General features: G+C 64.0%; 14 protein-coding genes. 12 read left to right on the forward strand and 2 right to left on the reverse strand.

The annotated features are described in order from the left end of the window. The first annotated feature begins 15 nt into the window (after nucleotides 1-15). From D7325_RS16420 to D7325_RS16430, 3 genes are all read left to right on the forward strand, one after another. Nucleotides 16-1,017 (forward strand): DNA-directed RNA polymerase subunit alpha, encoded by a 1,002-nt coding sequence (locus tag D7325_RS16420; protein ID WP_120997533.1) that lies wholly within the window; start codon nucleotides 16-18, stop codon nucleotides 1,015-1,017. Between the two features lie 45 nt (nucleotides 1,018-1,062). Continuing rightward, on the forward strand, nucleotides 1,063-1,449 hold the full coding sequence (rplQ, locus tag D7325_RS16425; protein ID WP_120997534.1) for a 50S ribosomal protein L17: 387 nt from the start codon (nucleotides 1,063-1,065) through the stop codon (nucleotides 1,447-1,449). Nucleotides 1,450-2,115: 666 nt separating this feature from the next. Next, complete coding sequence (locus tag D7325_RS16430) at nucleotides 2,116-3,573, forward strand: catalase (RefSeq protein WP_120997535.1); 1,458 nt, start codon at nucleotides 2,116-2,118, stop codon at nucleotides 3,571-3,573. Between the two features lie 98 nt (nucleotides 3,574-3,671). Here the strand turns inward: D7325_RS16430 and uvrA are convergent, their stop codons facing one another. Next, on the reverse strand, nucleotides 3,672-6,518 hold the full coding sequence (uvrA, locus tag D7325_RS16435; RefSeq protein ID WP_120997536.1) for an excinuclease ABC subunit UvrA: 2,847 nt from the start codon (nucleotides 6,516-6,518) through the stop codon (nucleotides 3,672-3,674). Nucleotides 6,519-6,651: 133 nt separating this feature from the next. On the opposite strand from uvrA, the gene D7325_RS16440 reads away from it, so the two are divergent. The 4 genes from D7325_RS16440 (at nucleotide 6,652) to D7325_RS16455 (ending at nucleotide 10,474) form a co-directional block, all read left to right on the forward strand. Next, the gene (locus D7325_RS16440; RefSeq protein ID WP_120997537.1) at nucleotides 6,652-8,034 is read left to right on the forward strand and encodes an MFS transporter; all 1,383 of its coding nucleotides are present in this window, start codon (nucleotides 6,652-6,654) and stop codon (nucleotides 8,032-8,034) included. A 121-nt stretch (nucleotides 8,035-8,155) separates the two neighbouring features. Further along, a complete protein-coding gene (ssb, locus tag D7325_RS16445; RefSeq protein WP_120997538.1) occupies nucleotides 8,156-8,644 on the forward strand; it encodes a single-stranded DNA-binding protein in 489 nt (162 codons plus the stop codon). Between the two features lie 14 nt (nucleotides 8,645-8,658). Further along, nucleotides 8,659-9,543: a sugar nucleotide-binding protein gene (locus D7325_RS16450; RefSeq protein WP_120997539.1), complete on the forward strand. Its 885-nt coding sequence runs from the start codon at nucleotides 8,659-8,661 to the stop codon at nucleotides 9,541-9,543. Beyond that, nucleotides 9,536-10,474: an NAD-dependent epimerase/dehydratase family protein gene (locus D7325_RS16455; protein WP_120997540.1), complete on the forward strand. Its 939-nt coding sequence runs from the start codon at nucleotides 9,536-9,538 to the stop codon at nucleotides 10,472-10,474. The genes D7325_RS16450 and D7325_RS16455 overlap by 8 nt, the downstream gene beginning before the upstream one ends. Before the next feature lie 18 nt (nucleotides 10,475-10,492). Here the strand turns inward: D7325_RS16455 and D7325_RS16460 are convergent, their stop codons facing one another. Then, nucleotides 10,493-11,179 (reverse strand): OmpW/AlkL family protein, encoded by a 687-nt coding sequence (locus D7325_RS16460; protein WP_120997684.1) that lies wholly within the window; start codon nucleotides 11,177-11,179, stop codon nucleotides 10,493-10,495. A 182-nt stretch (nucleotides 11,180-11,361) separates the two neighbouring features. Between D7325_RS16460 and D7325_RS16465 the strand changes: the two genes are divergently transcribed. From D7325_RS16465 to D7325_RS16485, 5 genes are read left to right on the forward strand one after another with little or no spacing between them, the layout of a single operon-like run. Next, nucleotides 11,362-12,135: a DUF3450 domain-containing protein gene (locus tag D7325_RS16465; protein ID WP_120997541.1), complete on the forward strand. Its 774-nt coding sequence runs from the start codon at nucleotides 11,362-11,364 to the stop codon at nucleotides 12,133-12,135. Next, nucleotides 12,132-13,478, forward strand: coding sequence for a MotA/TolQ/ExbB proton channel family protein (locus tag D7325_RS16470; RefSeq protein WP_120997542.1), 1,347 nt, complete (start codon nucleotides 12,132-12,134; stop codon nucleotides 13,476-13,478). Before D7325_RS16465 ends, D7325_RS16470 begins: the two co-directional genes overlap by 4 nt. Before the next feature lie 16 nt (nucleotides 13,479-13,494). Beyond that, complete coding sequence (locus tag D7325_RS16475; RefSeq protein ID WP_425452328.1) at nucleotides 13,495-14,019, forward strand: MotA/TolQ/ExbB proton channel family protein; 525 nt, start codon at nucleotides 13,495-13,497, stop codon at nucleotides 14,017-14,019. A 12-nt stretch (nucleotides 14,020-14,031) separates the two neighbouring features. Continuing rightward, the gene (locus tag D7325_RS16480) at nucleotides 14,032-14,445 is read left to right on the forward strand and encodes an ExbD/TolR family protein (protein ID WP_120997544.1); all 414 of its coding nucleotides are present in this window, start codon (nucleotides 14,032-14,034) and stop codon (nucleotides 14,443-14,445) included. Next, nucleotides 14,442-15,131, forward strand: coding sequence for a TonB family protein (locus D7325_RS16485; RefSeq protein WP_120997545.1), 690 nt, complete (start codon nucleotides 14,442-14,444; stop codon nucleotides 15,129-15,131). Before D7325_RS16480 ends, D7325_RS16485 begins: the two co-directional genes overlap by 4 nt.

Below are 15,131 nucleotides of genomic sequence, written 5' to 3' on the forward strand. Positions count from 1 at the left end.
AAAATAGGTGTATCCATGCAGAGTTCGGTAAATGAGTTCCTGACCCCCCGCCATATCGATGTGCAGGTGGTCAGTCCGACCCGCGCCAAGATCACGCTCGAGCCGCTCGAGCGGGGTTTCGGCCACACCCTGGGCAACGCGCTGCGTCGTATTTTGTTGTCCTCGATGCCCGGCTGTGCCGTGGTAGAGGCCGAGATCGACGGTGTACTTCATGAGTACAGCGCGATCGAAGGCGTACAGGAAGATGTCATCGAGATCCTGCTTAACCTGAAGGGACTCGCCATCAAGCTGCACGGCCGCGATGAAGTGACCCTGAATCTGGTGAAGAAGGGAGCGGGCCCGGTTACCGCCGCCGATATCCAACTGGATCATGATGTCGAAATCGTCAATGGCGATCATGTGATCGCCAATCTGGCAGCCAATGGTGCGCTCAACATGAAGCTCAAGATTGCGCGTGGTCGCGGTTACGAGCCAGCAGATGCGCGGCAGAGTGATGAAGATGAGAGCCGCAGCATCGGCCGTCTTCAGCTCGATGCCACCTTCAGCCCGGTTCGTCGCGTGGCCTATGTGGTCGAGAATGCGCGTGTTGAGCAGCGTACCAACTTGGACAAGCTGGTCATCGATCTTGAAACCAATGGCACGCTGGACCCTGAGGAAGCGATCCGCCGTGCCGCGACTATCCTGCAGCAGCAGTTGGCAGCGTTCGTGGATCTGAAAGGTGCGAGCGAGCCGGTTGTCATCGAGCAGGAAGACGAGATCGATCCGATTCTGCTCCGTCCGGTCGACGACCTCGAGCTGACCGTTCGTTCGGCAAACTGCCTGAAGGCAGAGAACATCTATTACATCGGTGATCTGATTCAGCGCACCGAAGTCGAGCTGTTGAAGACGCCGAACCTGGGCAAGAAGTCCCTGACAGAGATCAAGGATGTCCTCGCCTCTCGTGGTCTGTCCCTCGGTATGCGCCTCGATAACTGGCCGCCGGCAAGTCTCAAGAAGGACGACAAGGCGACTGCCTGACGTCCCTTAGTCACCGAACTGTAGGTTTGGTAAGGAATTTGAATCATGCGTCATCGTAAAAGTGGCCGTCACCTGAGCCGTACCAGCTCCCACCGCAAGGCCATGTTTCAGAACATGGCGGTGTCGCTGTTCGAGCACGAACTGATCAAGACCACGCTTCCGAAAGCCAAGGAGCTGCGCCGTGTTGCGGAGCCGCTCATTACCCTGGCCAAGGAAGACAGTGTTGCCAATCGTCGTCTCGCGTTCGATCGTACTCGTTCGAAGGAAGCGGTCGGTAAGCTGTTCAACGATCTGGGCAAGCGCTACGCCAACCGTCAAGGCGGTTATCTGCGTATTCTGAAGTGCGGTTTCCGTGCTGGCGATAACGCGCCTATGGCTTATGTTGAGCTGGTCGATCGTCCTGTTGCTGGCGACGTTCAAGCCGCTGAGTAACCGAGTGGTAAGTAAGAAACCGGGCTAAGGCCCGGTTTTTTTTGCCACTGTGCATCTGTAGATCGCACCGGCTGGGTCACTTAAGGTCGAGGGCATATGTTCCGTGTGTACCAAGCTGCCCATAAGACGGTCCGTCGCTGGTCCTACCCAGGCGTCGCTGCAATTCGATCCCTGACGGTTCGTTGCGGACAGAGCCCGCGATTGAACGTGAGCGACGGGCCGGGACAGGGGTCGGTTCTTGACCCGTGCCGGCAATCCATCGATAGGTTTTGCGTTTACAAAGCACTTAAATGAGCTGGCCATCAGCGCTGCGGATGCCGCACGGGCGCAGTGCTAGGAGCGTGGCGAGCGTTCTTGCAAGCCAGTTTCACCGCTCTACCCGAAGCGCCTTAGCCATATTAGCCAGTACGCGCCCTGATACCGGGGCCTGAGCTGCGTCCTCAGTCTGCAAGCCCTGTTGAGGGCATCGAATCAAGGGGCTCGACCGCCGGATGAACAACCTACTGAGAGATCACAGCTAGCGGCGGTCTGGCAAACCCGGCTGCCATGCTGTAGCTCGGTCTTATCTATCGCTTCGCTTGATTCAATAAATTAGCTCGATCGGCGACGCTCCGTTAATTTTCCAGCAAGCCAGAACGGCGGTTGGTAAAGCTTAAGGAGCAACGAATGAGCCAGCACACGACACTTACGACCGCGAGCGGAATTCCCGTTGCGGACAACCAGAACTCCCGTACCGCTGGGCCGCGCGGCCCGTTGTTGCTTGATGATTTCCATCTTGTAGAGAAGCTTGCGCATTTCAACCGGGAAGTCATTCCGGAGCGCCGCGTGCATGCCAAGGGTTCCGGCGCCTACGGTACCTTCACCGTCAGCCAGGACATTACCCGCTACAGCAGCGCGAAGTTGTTCGAGTCGGTTGGCAAGCAAACGCCGATGTTCTTGCGCTTTTCGACGGTGGGGGGCGAGCGGGGGTCGGCTGATACCGAACGAGACCCCCGAGGGTTCGCCGTCAAGTTTTATACCGAGGAAGGCAACTGGGATGTCGTGGGGAACAACACCCCCGTGTTCTTCCTGCGCGATCCGTTGAAGTTTCCTGATTTCATTCATACCCAGAAGCGGGATCCTCAGACGAACCTGAAGAACGCTCAGATGCAGTGGGATTTCTGGTCGCACTCACCGGAGGCGCTGCACCAGATCACCGTATTGTTCTCGGACCGTGGTATCCCGGATGGCTACCGCTTCATGCACGGTTTTGGCAGCCATACCTTCAGCGTGATCAATGCGCGCGGCGAGCGGCATTGGGTCAAGTGGCACTACAAGTCGCTGCAGGGCATCAAGAATCTTTCACCGGCCGAGGCGACGCGCCTCGCCGGTACCGATCCGGACTATGCGCAGCTTGATCTCTTCCAGGCGATCGAGCGTGGAGAGTTCCCGAAGTGGCGCGTATGCATGCAGGTCATGAGCGAGGAGCAGGCCGCCCGTCATCACGAAAATCCGTTCGATGTCACCAAAACCTGGTCGCAGAAGGCGTTCCCGCTGATCGAGGTGGGCGTGATCGAGCTCAACCGCAACCCGCTGAATTATTTCGCCGAAGTCGAGCAGGCGGCGTTTGCGCCCAGCAATGTGGTGCCGGGTGTCGGCTTGTCTCCGGACCGCATGCTGCAAGGCCGGGTGTTCGCTTATGCGGATGCCCATCGCTATCGGATCGGAACGAACTTCCAGCAGCTTCCGGTGAACGCGCCGCAGTGCCCGTACCGCAACTATCAGCGTGATGGTGCGATGCGGTTTGACGGCAACGGCGGGGCGGCACCCAACTACGAGCCGAACAGCTATGCCGATGCACCGAAGCAGGCGCCGGCCTATGCAGAGCCACCGCTGGCGCTGGAGGGTGCAGCGCACCGGTACGATCAGCGCGAAGATACCGACTATTACAGCCACGCCGGAGCGCTGTTCCGGCTGATGAACGAAGATCAGCGGGCGCTGCTCATCGCGAACATCGTTGGCGCGATGCAGTCGGTCAGCCGGGATGTTCAACTTCGTCAGTTGGCGCACTTCGTCAAAGCCGATCCGGCGTATGGCGCCGGTATCGCCACAGGGCTCGGCATCGATCCAAGCGAAATTGCCTGACCTGGCAATGCGGCGTGAGAAGAAAAGACCGGGCGATGCCCGGTCTTTTCTTTGGGGGCGACGCGATACCTGGCCGTCGCCTGCTCCGTGGCTGCCGATCAGCCTCTCGCCTGCCGGTCTCGCGCCAGCAATGGTTTGAGGAAGTGACCGGTGTGAGACTGCGCACAGACGGCGATCTGTTCCGGCGTTCCGCTGGCGATGATCTGGCCCCCTTTCGAGCCGCCCTCGGGGCCAAGATCCACGATCCAGTCGGCGGTTTTGATGACATCCAGGTTGTGCTCGATCACCACCACCGTGTTGCCATGATCACGAAGGCGATGGAGCACATCCAGCAGTTGCTGAATGTCCGAGAAATGCAGGCCGGTGGTCGGCTCGTCGAGGATATACAGCGTCTTGCCCGTGTCGCGTTTCGACAGCTCGCGCGACAGCTTCACCCGTTGTGCTTCGCCGCCCGACAAGGTCGTCGCGCTCTGGCCAAGCTTGATGTACGACAGCCCCACGTCGATGAGCGTTTGAAGCTTGCGTGCAATCGCTGGTACCGGATCGAAGAAGCTCCGCGCCTCCTCGATAGTCATCTCCAGCACCTCGTCAATGCTGCGACCTTTGTACTTCACCTCCAGCGTCTCGCGGTTGTAGCGCTTGCCCTTGCAGACATCGCAGGGGACGTAAATATCGGGCAGGAAGTGCATCTCGACCTTGATGACCCCGTCGCCTTGGCAAGCCTCGCAGCGGCCGCCCTTGACGTTGAAGGAGAAGCGCCCAGGCCCATAGCCGCGCGAACGCGCTTCCGGTACACCGGCGAAGAGTTCGCGAATGGGCGTGAAAAGCCCGGTGTAGGTGGCCGGGTTGGAGCGTGGCGTACGACCAATCGGGCTCTGATCGATATCGACGACCTTGTCCAGATGGTTCATGCCATCGAAGCTGTCGTAGGGCGCGACCTCCAGCGTCGTGGCGCCGTTGAGCGCAGTGGCGGTGATCGGGAAGAGCGTGTTGTTGATCAGCGTCGACTTGCCGGACCCGGAAACACCGGTGATGCAAGTCAGCAGGCCAACGGGAATCTCGAGTTCGACGTTGCGCAGGTTGTTGCCGCGAGCACCCTTCAAGGTCAGTACCTTGGCCTTGTCCCGAGGCGTGCGCTCGGCGGGGTAGCGAATGGTCTCCCGGCCGGACAGGTATTTCCCCGTCAGGGAATCCGGATGCGACATGATGTCGCCGGGCGTCCCCTCGGCAACCACCTGCCCACCGTGTACGCCCGCGCCAGGGCCGATGTCCACGACGTAGTCGGCCAGCCGGATGGCGTCCTCGTCATGCTCGACGACGATCACGGTGTTGCCGAGGTCGCGCAGGTGCGTGAGCGTGCCGAGCAAGCGCTCGTTGTCGCGCTGATGCAGGCCGATCGACGGCTCGTCGAGGATGTACATCACACCCACCAGCCCGGCGCCAATCTGGCTGGCCAGGCGAATGCGCTGCGCCTCGCCGCCTGAGAGTGTGTCGGCGCTGCGATCGAGGGTGAGGTAGTCGAGCCCTACATTGACCAGAAACTGCAAGCGCTCGCGAATTTCCTTGAGGATCTTGTCGGCGATCTCGCCGCGCCTGCCGCTCAGGCTCAGCTCGCCGAAGTAGCCACAGGCGTCGCCTACCGGCAGGCCGGTGACCGCGGGCAGCGTCTTGTCGCCGACCCAGACATGCCGGGCCTCACGGCGCAGGCGGGTCCCCAGGCATTCAGGGCAGGGCTGCGTGCTGAGGAACTTGGCCAGCTCTTCGCGCACGGTGGTCGACTCGGTCTCGCGGTAACGCCGTTCGAGATTGGGAATGATGCCCTCGAACGGATGGGCGCGTTTGACGATGTCGCCGCGGTCGTTCAGGTAGCGGAACTCAACGCTCTCGCGACCGCTTCCGCGCAGGACCACTTTCTGCTGGTCCGCCGACAGGGCATCGAACGGGACGTCCAGGCTGAAGCCGTAATGCGAGGCCAGCGAGCTGAGCATCTGGAAGTAATAGACGTTGCGCCGGTCCCAGCCGCGAATCGCTCCCTCGGCCAGGGTCAGCTCGCCATTGACCAACCGCTTCGCATCGAAGAATTGCTTGACGCCAAGACCATCGCAGGTCGGACAGGCACCGGCCGGATTGTTGAACGAAAAGAGCTTGGGTTCGAGCTCGCTGATCGAATGACCGCACACCGGACAGGCGAAGCGGGCCGAGAAGATCAGTTCTTCGCCGCGTTCTTCGTCGTCCATCGGCGCGACCAGTGCGATCCCGTCGGCCAGCTTGAGGGCGGTTTCGAATGATTCGGCCAGCCGTTGCTGCAAATCCGCGCGGACCTTGAAGCGGTCGACGACGACATCGATCGAGTGCTTCTTCTGCTTGTCCAGCTTCGGCAGCTCGTCGAGCTCGTAGAGCCGGCCGTTGACCCGTGCACGCACATAGCCTTGCGCGCGCATCTCGTCGAACACCGCAAGGTGCTCGCCCTTTCGCTCACGAATGACCGGCGCCAGCAGCATCAGCTTGCTGCCTTCGGGCAGCGCGAGCACCTGATCGACCATCTGGCTCACTGTTTGCGCCTCAAGCGGCGCGTCGTGGTCGGGGCAGCGCGGCGTGCCGACACGGGCGTACAACAGGCGCAGGTAGTCGTAGATCTCGGTGATGGTGCCTACGGTCGAGCGGGGATTGTGCGAGGTGGATTTCTGCTCGATGGAGATCGCCGGCGACAGCCCCTCGATGGTGTCGACGTCGGGCTTCTCCATCATCGAGAGAAACTGGCGTGCGTAAGCCGACAGTGACTCGACATAGCGCCGTTGGCCTTCGGCATAAAGAGTGTCGAATGCCAGCGATGACTTGCCCGAGCCAGACAGCCCGGTAATGACCACCAGCTTGTCTCGCGGCAGTGTGAGGTCGATGTTCTTCAGGTTGTGGGTACGGGCCCCACGAATCAGGATCTTGTCCAAGACAGCCTCGCATGGCGGGCGGGAAACCGGTGAGTATACGGCTGCCCGGAAGAGGGCGGCAAAGCACCGCGCCTGTGCCGGGCAGGGGTGTGCTGCTAGAATCGCCGCCCGGTTCAATCGAGCGAGACTCCCGATGCACGACCCTCACAGCGACCGCATGAGTGCCCGGGAAACGCGCGCGGCCGGTGCCTTGGCACTGGTGTTCGCGTTTCGCATGCTGGGCATGTTCATGGTGCTGCCCGTGCTGGCGACCTATGGCATGGACCTCGAAGGCGCCACGCCGGCGCTGATCGGGCTGGCCATCGGTGCCTATGGTTTGACCCAGGCGCTGCTGCAAATTCCCTTCGGTGTACTTTCCGATCGCATCGGCCGGTTGCCGGTCATCTATGTCGGCCTGCTTGTCTTTGCGGCGGGCGCCGCGCTGGCGGCATCGGCGGATAGCATCTGGGGCGTCATCGCGGGGCGAATTCTGCAGGGCGCCGGAGCGATTTCCGCGGCGGTCATGGCGCTGCTGTCGGATCTCACGCGCGAGCAGCACCGCACCAAGGCGATGGCCATGATCGGGATGAGCATCGGGCTGTCGTTCGCCGTGGCGATGGTGGCCGGGCCGCTGCTGACCCGTGCCTTCGGCCTGGCGGGCCTGTTCTGGGTCACCGCTGGCATGGCGCTCATCGGCATGGGCCTGGTCGCGCTGGTGCCGCGCGCGCAGACGCATCTGCGGCATCGTGAGTCGGGCGTCGCGCGGCAGGCCCTCGGCCCGACGCTGCGCCATCCCGATCTGCTTCGACTGGATTTCAGCATTCTGTCGCTGCACGCCATCCTCATGGCGAGCTTCGTCGCTCTGCCGCTCGCCCTGGTCGAGCAAGGCGGGCTGGCGAAGGACGAGCACTGGTGGGTCTACCTGACGGCGCTGCTGGTGGGCTTCTTCGGCATGGTGCCGTTCATCATCTATGGCGAGAAGAAGCGGCAGATGCGCCGAGTGCTGCTGGGTGCAGTGGCCGTGCTGTTGCTCTGCGAGCTGTTCTTCCTGCTGTTCGGCAGCAGCCTGGCCGCGCTGGTGGCGGGTATCGTGGTGTTCTTCACGGCGTTCAACCTGCTCGAGGCGTCGCTGCCTTCGCTGATCAGCAAGGTCGCGCCAGCTGGCGGCAAGGGCACTGCGATGGGGGTCTATTCCACCAGCCAGTTTCTCGGTGCCGCCTTGGGCGGCGTGCTGGGTGGCTGGTTCTATCAACTGGGCGGGCTTGGACTGGTCTTCGGCGGCTGTGCGCTGCTTTGCCTGCTCTGGCTGGGCGTGGTCTTGCGCATGGCGGAGCCGCCCTATGTCACCAGCCTTCGCCTACCGCTCGCTGCTGGCGCGCTGGGGCTGGCCGATCTGCCGGCGCGGCTTCGCGCCGTGCCCGGCGTCACCGACGCGGTGGTCGTTCCCGACGAGCAGGCTGCCTACGTCAAGGTCGACAGCCAGCAACTCGATCGGGCGGCCCTGGATCGTGTACTGATGGTCGACGCTGCGGCGTGATGGTCATCCCGCCCCGGCCGCGGTCCGGTTGGATGGCTGCCGGGGCCTGCGGTAAGATGCCCGACCTTCGATCGCGTCGCCCATCGGCGGCCGAACCTCCACCTACAACAGGAGTTACCTCATGGCCAGAGGGGTGAATAAAGTCATCTTGGTCGGCAACGTCGGCGGTGATCCGGAAACCCGCTACATGCCCAACGGCAATGCGGTGACCAACATCACGCTGGCCACCACCGACAGTTGGAAGGACAAGCAGTCCGGCCAGCTTCAGGAACGCACCGAATGGCACCGCGTCGTGCTGTTCGGCAAGGTCGCCGAGATCGCTGGCGAATACCTGCGCAAGGGCAGCCAGTGCTACATCGAGGGCCGGTTGCAGACCCGCAAGTGGCAGGGCCAGGACGGGCAGGATCGCTACACCACCGAGATCGTCGTCGACATGAACGGCACCATGCAGTTGCTCGGCGGCCGCGGCGGCAGTGGCGGCGATGACGCACCGCGTCAGCCACGACCGCAGCGCGAGCCGCAGCAGGCGCCTCGTCAGTCGCAAGCGCAACCGGCCGCTCAGCAGCCGGCGCCGGACTACGACAGCTTCGACGACGACATTCCGTTCTGAGGTACCGCTGATCCATGCGTATGCGCCTGATGCTGTTGGGCGGTGGTAATGCCCTCGGTCAGGCGCTGATCCGCCTCGGCGCCGATGACGACCTGGCCTTCATCGCGCCGCGAATGCCGACGCAGGGCTGGACCTCCGCCACCCTCACGGCTGTGCTGGATGAACACCGGCCATCGGCCGTCATCAATCTCGCGTACTACCACGACTGGTTCCAGGCCAGCCATGTTCCGGCCGAGCGCCTGGCGCTCCAGGAGCAGGCGGTCGAGCGGCTGGCCGAACTCTGCCAGCATTACGAGTCGATCCTTCTGCAACCGTCCAGCTACCGCGTATTCGACGGGATTCGTGCGACGGCCTATAGCGAAAAGGATGACGTCTCGCCGCTGGACGAGCGCGGGCGTGCCCTGGTCGGCATGGAGCAGGGCATTCGCAGCCGCTGTCCTCGTCACGTGCTGCTCAGGTTCGGCTGGTTGCTCGACGATAGCCCGGACGGCGTGCTTGGGCGTTTTCTCGCGCGTGCCGAAGCGTGCGAACCGCTGATCGTGGCCGATGATCGTCGCGGTAACCCGACCCCGGTGAACGACGCGGCCAGGGTCATCCTCGCCATTCTCAAGCAGCTCGATTGCGGCGCTCCCCTGTGGGGCACCTATCACTATGGCGGCCACGAGGCGGCTACGCCCTTGGTGGTGGGGCAGGCGATTCTGTCGGAAGCGAGCAAGAGCCGCGACCTGACCCCCGAATGCCTGAGGCCGACGGCCCACGCGGATTGCGAGGATGCCCGCATCGAGCCGCAGCATGGGGTGCTGGCCTGCAAGAAAATCTTCAACACCTTCGGCATCAAGCCGCGCGCCTGGCGCGCCGGTCTGCCGGGCCTTCTGGAGCGATTCAACGACCATGCCTGACCAACCGATTCTCGTCACCGGAGGGGCCGGCTTCATCGGCTCGCATCTGGTCGATGCCCTGCTGGCGCGCGGTGAGCAGGTTCGGGTGCTGGACAATCTGTCCGCCGGCTCCCTGGACAACCTGGCAACCCATCCCCGACTGACCGTCATCGAAGGCGACGTCGGCGATCTTGCGACCGTAACCGGCGCGGTTGCCGGCTGCCGGGCGGTCGTGCATCTGGCGGCGGTTGCCTCCGTCCAGGCGTCGGTGGAAGACCCGCTTGGCACCCACCGGACGAATCTGGTGGGCACGCTGAATCTTTGCGAGGCCATGCGTCAGGAAGGCGTTCGGCGAATTCTCTTCGCTTCCAGTGCGGCGGTGTATGGCAATCAGGGCGAAGGACGGGCGATCGGCGAGACGACGACCACGGCGCCGCTGACGCCTTATGCGGTCGACAAGCTGGCGAGTGAGCAGTACCTGGATTTCTATCGTCGGCAGCACGGTCTCGAGCCGGTGATCTGGCGCTTTTTCAACATCTATGGGCCGCGGCAGAATCCGGCATCGCCCTATTCGGGTGTTATCAGCATCCTGACCGAGCGGGCCTGTAGCGGCGCGCCGATCACCATCTACGGTGATGGCGAACAGACGCGCGACTTCTTTTACATCGATGATCTGGTCGCGCTGTTGCTCCAGGGGCTCGATGCCGCACAGCCGGTGCTCGGGCCGGTCAATGTCGGGCATGGTCGCTCGACATCTCTGAACGAGCTGCTCGCGCTCATCGAGGGATGGCTCGGTCGGCCATTGCAGGTCGACTACAGCGCGCCGCGAAGCGGAGATATCCGCCATTCGCTGGCCGACAATTCGCGTTTGCGGGCCTGCTATGCGCTGGCTGAGCCAGTCGGCATGCGAGAAGGGTTGGAGCGATTGCTGCGGGAAAGAAAAGGCGCCTGAACGGCGCCTTTTTTCCGATCAGAACTTGTAGCCGAGGCCGACCATGTACACCCAGGGGTCGACATCCACGTCGACTTCGACCTTGGCACCGGCATATTCGGTGGTGCCGGTTGTGTCGATGTCTATGTAGCGCACCTGGCCGTTCAGCAGGATGCGGTCGGTCAGCATGTAGTCGACCCCGACTTGGCCGGCCAGGCCCCACGAGTCGTCAAGGTCCAGCCCGGTGAAGCCCTTGCCTTCGGCCTCGCTGGTCAGTTCGGTATCGAAGAACCAGGTGTAGTTGAGGCCCAGGCCGACATAGGGTTGCAGCGCGGAGCTGGCCTGCAACGGGTAATACACCACGCTGACGGTCGGCGGCAGGTGCTTGAGCTCGCCCAATTGCCCGTTGAGACCCTGGAACGGACCCGGCATGCCGGCGACACCGACGTCGTGGCTGAAGGGGGTGGCCGCCAGCAGCTCGAGGCCGACATGGTCGGTCAGCATGTAGGCGAAGTTCAGGCCCAGTTGGGTGTCGCTGTCCAGCGTCGCTTTCGTCCCGGCGACATCGGTGTTGTGGGCACCGACCCAGATGTCGTCGCTGTTTTCCCGTGGATCGACCGTAATGGCGCCGGCGCGGACGATGATGTCGCCGGCCTGGTGGGCCAGGGCGATCGGGGAAGAAAGTGCCAGGGCGAGAACGGAGAGCGAAAACAGGGCGTTGCGCATGATGAACTCCATCGGGGATGACCGTTTCGATGGGGAAATGGTGAGCGCCGCCCGTTTTGTCATTTTTGATCCAGCTCAATGAACACCCGTGGCCCCCTGCGGCGAGTTGTCTGGGTTGCATGCCGCCAGTCCGCGGATGATAATGTTTCTCTTTTCTGGTTTACCGTCTGCAAGGAACCCACATGCCCGCCCTAAAGCCGCGCCTTCTGGCGCTCGCTCTGCTGCCTTGCTGCATGACGCTGCAGGCCGCGCCGCTGGATCAGGCGCTGGATGAGAGCCAACGCCTGGCGGAAGACGCCAAGGCCTCCCAGGCTCGGATCGAGGCGCTCGACGATGAAACCCGCAAGATGCTCAACGAGTACCGCAACGCGGTGCAGCAGGCCGAGGCGCTGGAGCGCTACAACGCGCAGCTGCGCGAGCTGGTCGAGGCGCAGCGGGGCGAGCTGGCCAGTCTCGATCGGCAGCTTCAAGGCATCGAGCAGACCCAGCAGGCGGTCACGCCGCTGATGAGCCGGATGGTCGAGGTGCTGACCGAGTTCGTTCAGGCCGACCTGCCGTTCCTGCCGGACGAGCGAGCCGATCGCATCGCGGAGCTCCAGGAGCTGCTGCCGCGCGCCGATGTCTCGCTGGCCGAGAAGTACCGCCGGATCCTCGAGGCGTACCAGATCGAGAGTGACTATGGCCGCACGCTCGAAGCCTGGCGCGGTGAACTGGCCGCGGGCGATGGCGAGCCGCGCAGCGTCGAGTTCCTGCGGCTGGGTCGGGCGATGCTGTATTACCAGACGCTGGATGGCCACGAGAGTGGCTGGTGGAATCCGCAGACCGACCAGTGGGAAGTGCTGGACTCCAGCGCGCGCCGTCCGATCGCCCAGGCGATCGCCACCGCGCGTCAGCAACAGGCCCCTGCCTTCCTCGAACTGCCAATCCGCACCCTGGCCAAGGAGGCCGCTCGATGAGCCGTGTGTTTGTTTCGCTTGTCCTGGCGGCCTTGACGTTCAGCGTGCACGCCGCACCGACCCTGAGTCCCGACCAGCTGCTCGAGCGCGTGCGTCAGGAGCGCGCCGCCGAAGTCGATGCCATGCAGGCGCGGGAGCAGGCATTTCTCGCTGACCGTGGCAAGCAGGCCGCACGGCTGGCCGAGGCCAATGCCGCGCTCGCGGCGCAAAAGGCCGAGTCCGAGCGCTTGAAGGCCGAGTTCGATAGCCAGGAAACCGCGTTGGCCGAACAGCAGGCGCTCCTGACCCAGCGCGTGGGCCATCTTGGCGAGTTGTTCGGCGTGGTAAGGCAGAGCGCCGGCGACATCGCCGGGCAGTGGCACGACAGCCTGCTGAACGTGCAATTCCCTGATCGGCTCGAGCGCCTGCAGGCGCTGGCCGAAAGCCGCGCGCTGCCCTCGGCCGAGGACCTCGAAGGGTTTTGGATGACGCTGCTCGAAGATCTGGCGGCGAGCGGTCGGATCGAGCAGGTCGAGCTGCCGGTGGTCGAGGCGGATGGCCAGCAGGTTCGTCAGCCGGTGCTGCGGGTCGGTGCGTTCTCGGCGTACGCGGGGGATCGCTTCCTGCGTTACGACGCCGATGCCGACGAGCTGCTGGCTCCGGCGCGCCAGCCCGATGGCGGTGCACTGGTCGATGCGTACCTCGACGCGGACGGGGCGCTGGCACCGCTGGCGATCGATCCGACGCGGGGTGTGCTGCTGGCACAGCTTCAGCGCCAGCCGGGTCTGTGGGATCGCCTGCAGCAGGGCGGTCTGGTCGGCTGGGTGATCATCGCGCTCGGGGTGCTCGGGCTGCTCCTGGCGGCGTGGCGAATGGCCTATCTCGCTCGCGTCGGGCGCAAGATCAACCGGCAGCTGGATGACATCGGTCAGCCACGCAACGACAACCCGCTGGGCCGTGTCATCGGCGTACTGGGGCCGAACCCCAAGCTCGGCGATCTCGAGACACTGGAACTCAAGCTCGACGAGGCGATCCTGCAGGAGGCGCCGCCGCTCGAGCGCGGCCTGCCGCTGCTCAAGCTGCTCAGTGCCGTCGCGCCGCTGCTCGGCCTGCTCGGGACCGTGACCGGCATGATCGTCACCTTCCAGGCCATCACCCAGAGCGGTGGCGGCGATTCCAGGCTGATGGCCGATGGTATTTCCCAAGCGCTCGTCACCACCGTCGAGGGGTTGGTCGTCGCCATTCCGCTGCTCTTCCTGCATGCCTTGCTGAGCAGCCGGAGCAAGGCCTTGATCCAGATCCTCGAGCAGCAGAGCGCTGGCCTGGTGGCGCTGCACCTGTCTGGAGCCCCGCGCCGTGAGTGAACTCCACACGTACTGGATGAGCCTGATCGACGGTGCGCATGCGCTGCTCGATTTCATGGCCGCCGGCGGCGTGGTGATGTGGGCGCTGGCCGGGCTGTGCGTCATCTACTGGACGCTGGTGTTCGAGCGGCTGTGGTTCATGCGGCGCGTCTTTCCGGGCTGGGTCGCCGCGCGTCAGCTCGCCTGGCAGCGGCTGCCGGGCGGATCGGACGACGGCTGGCAACGGTCGATTCGCCTGGCCTGGCTGTCGCAGGCGCAATTGCAGCTGACCACGCCACTGCGCCTGACCCGGATGCTCGTCGCGCTATGTCCGCTGCTCGGCCTGCTCGGCACGGTCAGCGGGATGATCGCGGTATTCGACGTGCTCGCGCTCAATGGCACCGGCAATCCGCGCGGCATGGCTGCGGGGGTCTGGCAAGCCACCCTGCCGACGATGGCCGGCATGGTGCTGGCCATCACGGGATTGTTCAGCCTGGCGCGCCTCGAGCGAAATGCCCGCCAGGCACTGGACCGGCTGGCCGACCAGCTGCGTCACGATTGAGGATCTGATTGCATGCGTATGCGTCGCCACCATTATCAGCAGGACGAAGACACGGGCATCGATCTCACGCCGATGCTCGACGTGGTCTTCATCATGCTCATCTTTTTCATCGTCACCAGCTCGTTCATCAAGGAGTCGGGGGTCGAGGTCGCTCGGCCGCAAGCCGACACCGCCAGCGCGCAGGACAAGGGCAACATCCTCATCGCCGTGACCGCCGATGGCGAAGTGTGGATCGACAAGAAGGTCGTCGACGTACGCAGCGTACGTGCGCACGTCGAACGGCTGCGTGTCGACCAGCCGGACGGTGCGGTCGTCGTCCAGGCCGACCAGGACGCGCGCACCGGGCTGGTCGTGGCGGTTATGGATCAGGCGCGCCTGGCCGGGGTCGAAGACGTCGCCCTCGCTGCCACCACGGGTGCGCCATGATTCGCCTGGCGTTCTCCTTTGCTGGCGCCTGCGCGGTGGCGGTGGTTCTGTTCATGCTGATGCTGAGCATGGTCACGCCGCCACGCAGCGACGCGATCGACGAGCCGATCGCCATCGCCAATTTCGTGCGCATGGACGGCCGAAACGAGGAGACCGCCACGCGCACTCGCCAACAGGCGCCGCAACCGCCGCAGCCCCAGACGCCGCAGCCGCCAACCCCGCCTCGGCCTCAGGCCGCGACGCCGGATGCCAACCTGCCGAGTCTCGATCTGCAACTGCCGACCGTGGCAACCGGCATCTCGGTCGCCGCGGCCCCGACGCCCAGCCTCGCCGGGCTGACCGCAGCGCCGGCCGCCGCACCGCCACCCAGCGCCAGTCCGCCGTCCGGTGGCCAGGCCGGTGGGCCGGAGCAGGAGGTGATGCCGCTCAATGATGTCCGCCCCGAGTATCCCTATCGTGCGCGCCAGCAGGGCATCGAGGGCTATATCAAGCTCGCGTTCACCATCACCCCGGAAGGGCGGGTGGAGAACATCCGCGTGCTGGAGGCCTCGCCTCGCAACGTGTTCGACCGCGAGGCCCGTCGCGCGGCGGCCCGCTGGCGCTTCGCACCGCGTACCGAGAACGGCCTCGCGGTCGCTCGTGAAGCCGTCAAGACCCTGCATTTCCGTCTCGAAGGAGATCGCTGA

It is taken from the genome of Stutzerimonas urumqiensis, assembly GCF_003640395.1.
GTDB classification, from domain to species: Bacteria; Pseudomonadota; Gammaproteobacteria; order Pseudomonadales; family Pseudomonadaceae; genus Stutzerimonas; species Stutzerimonas urumqiensis.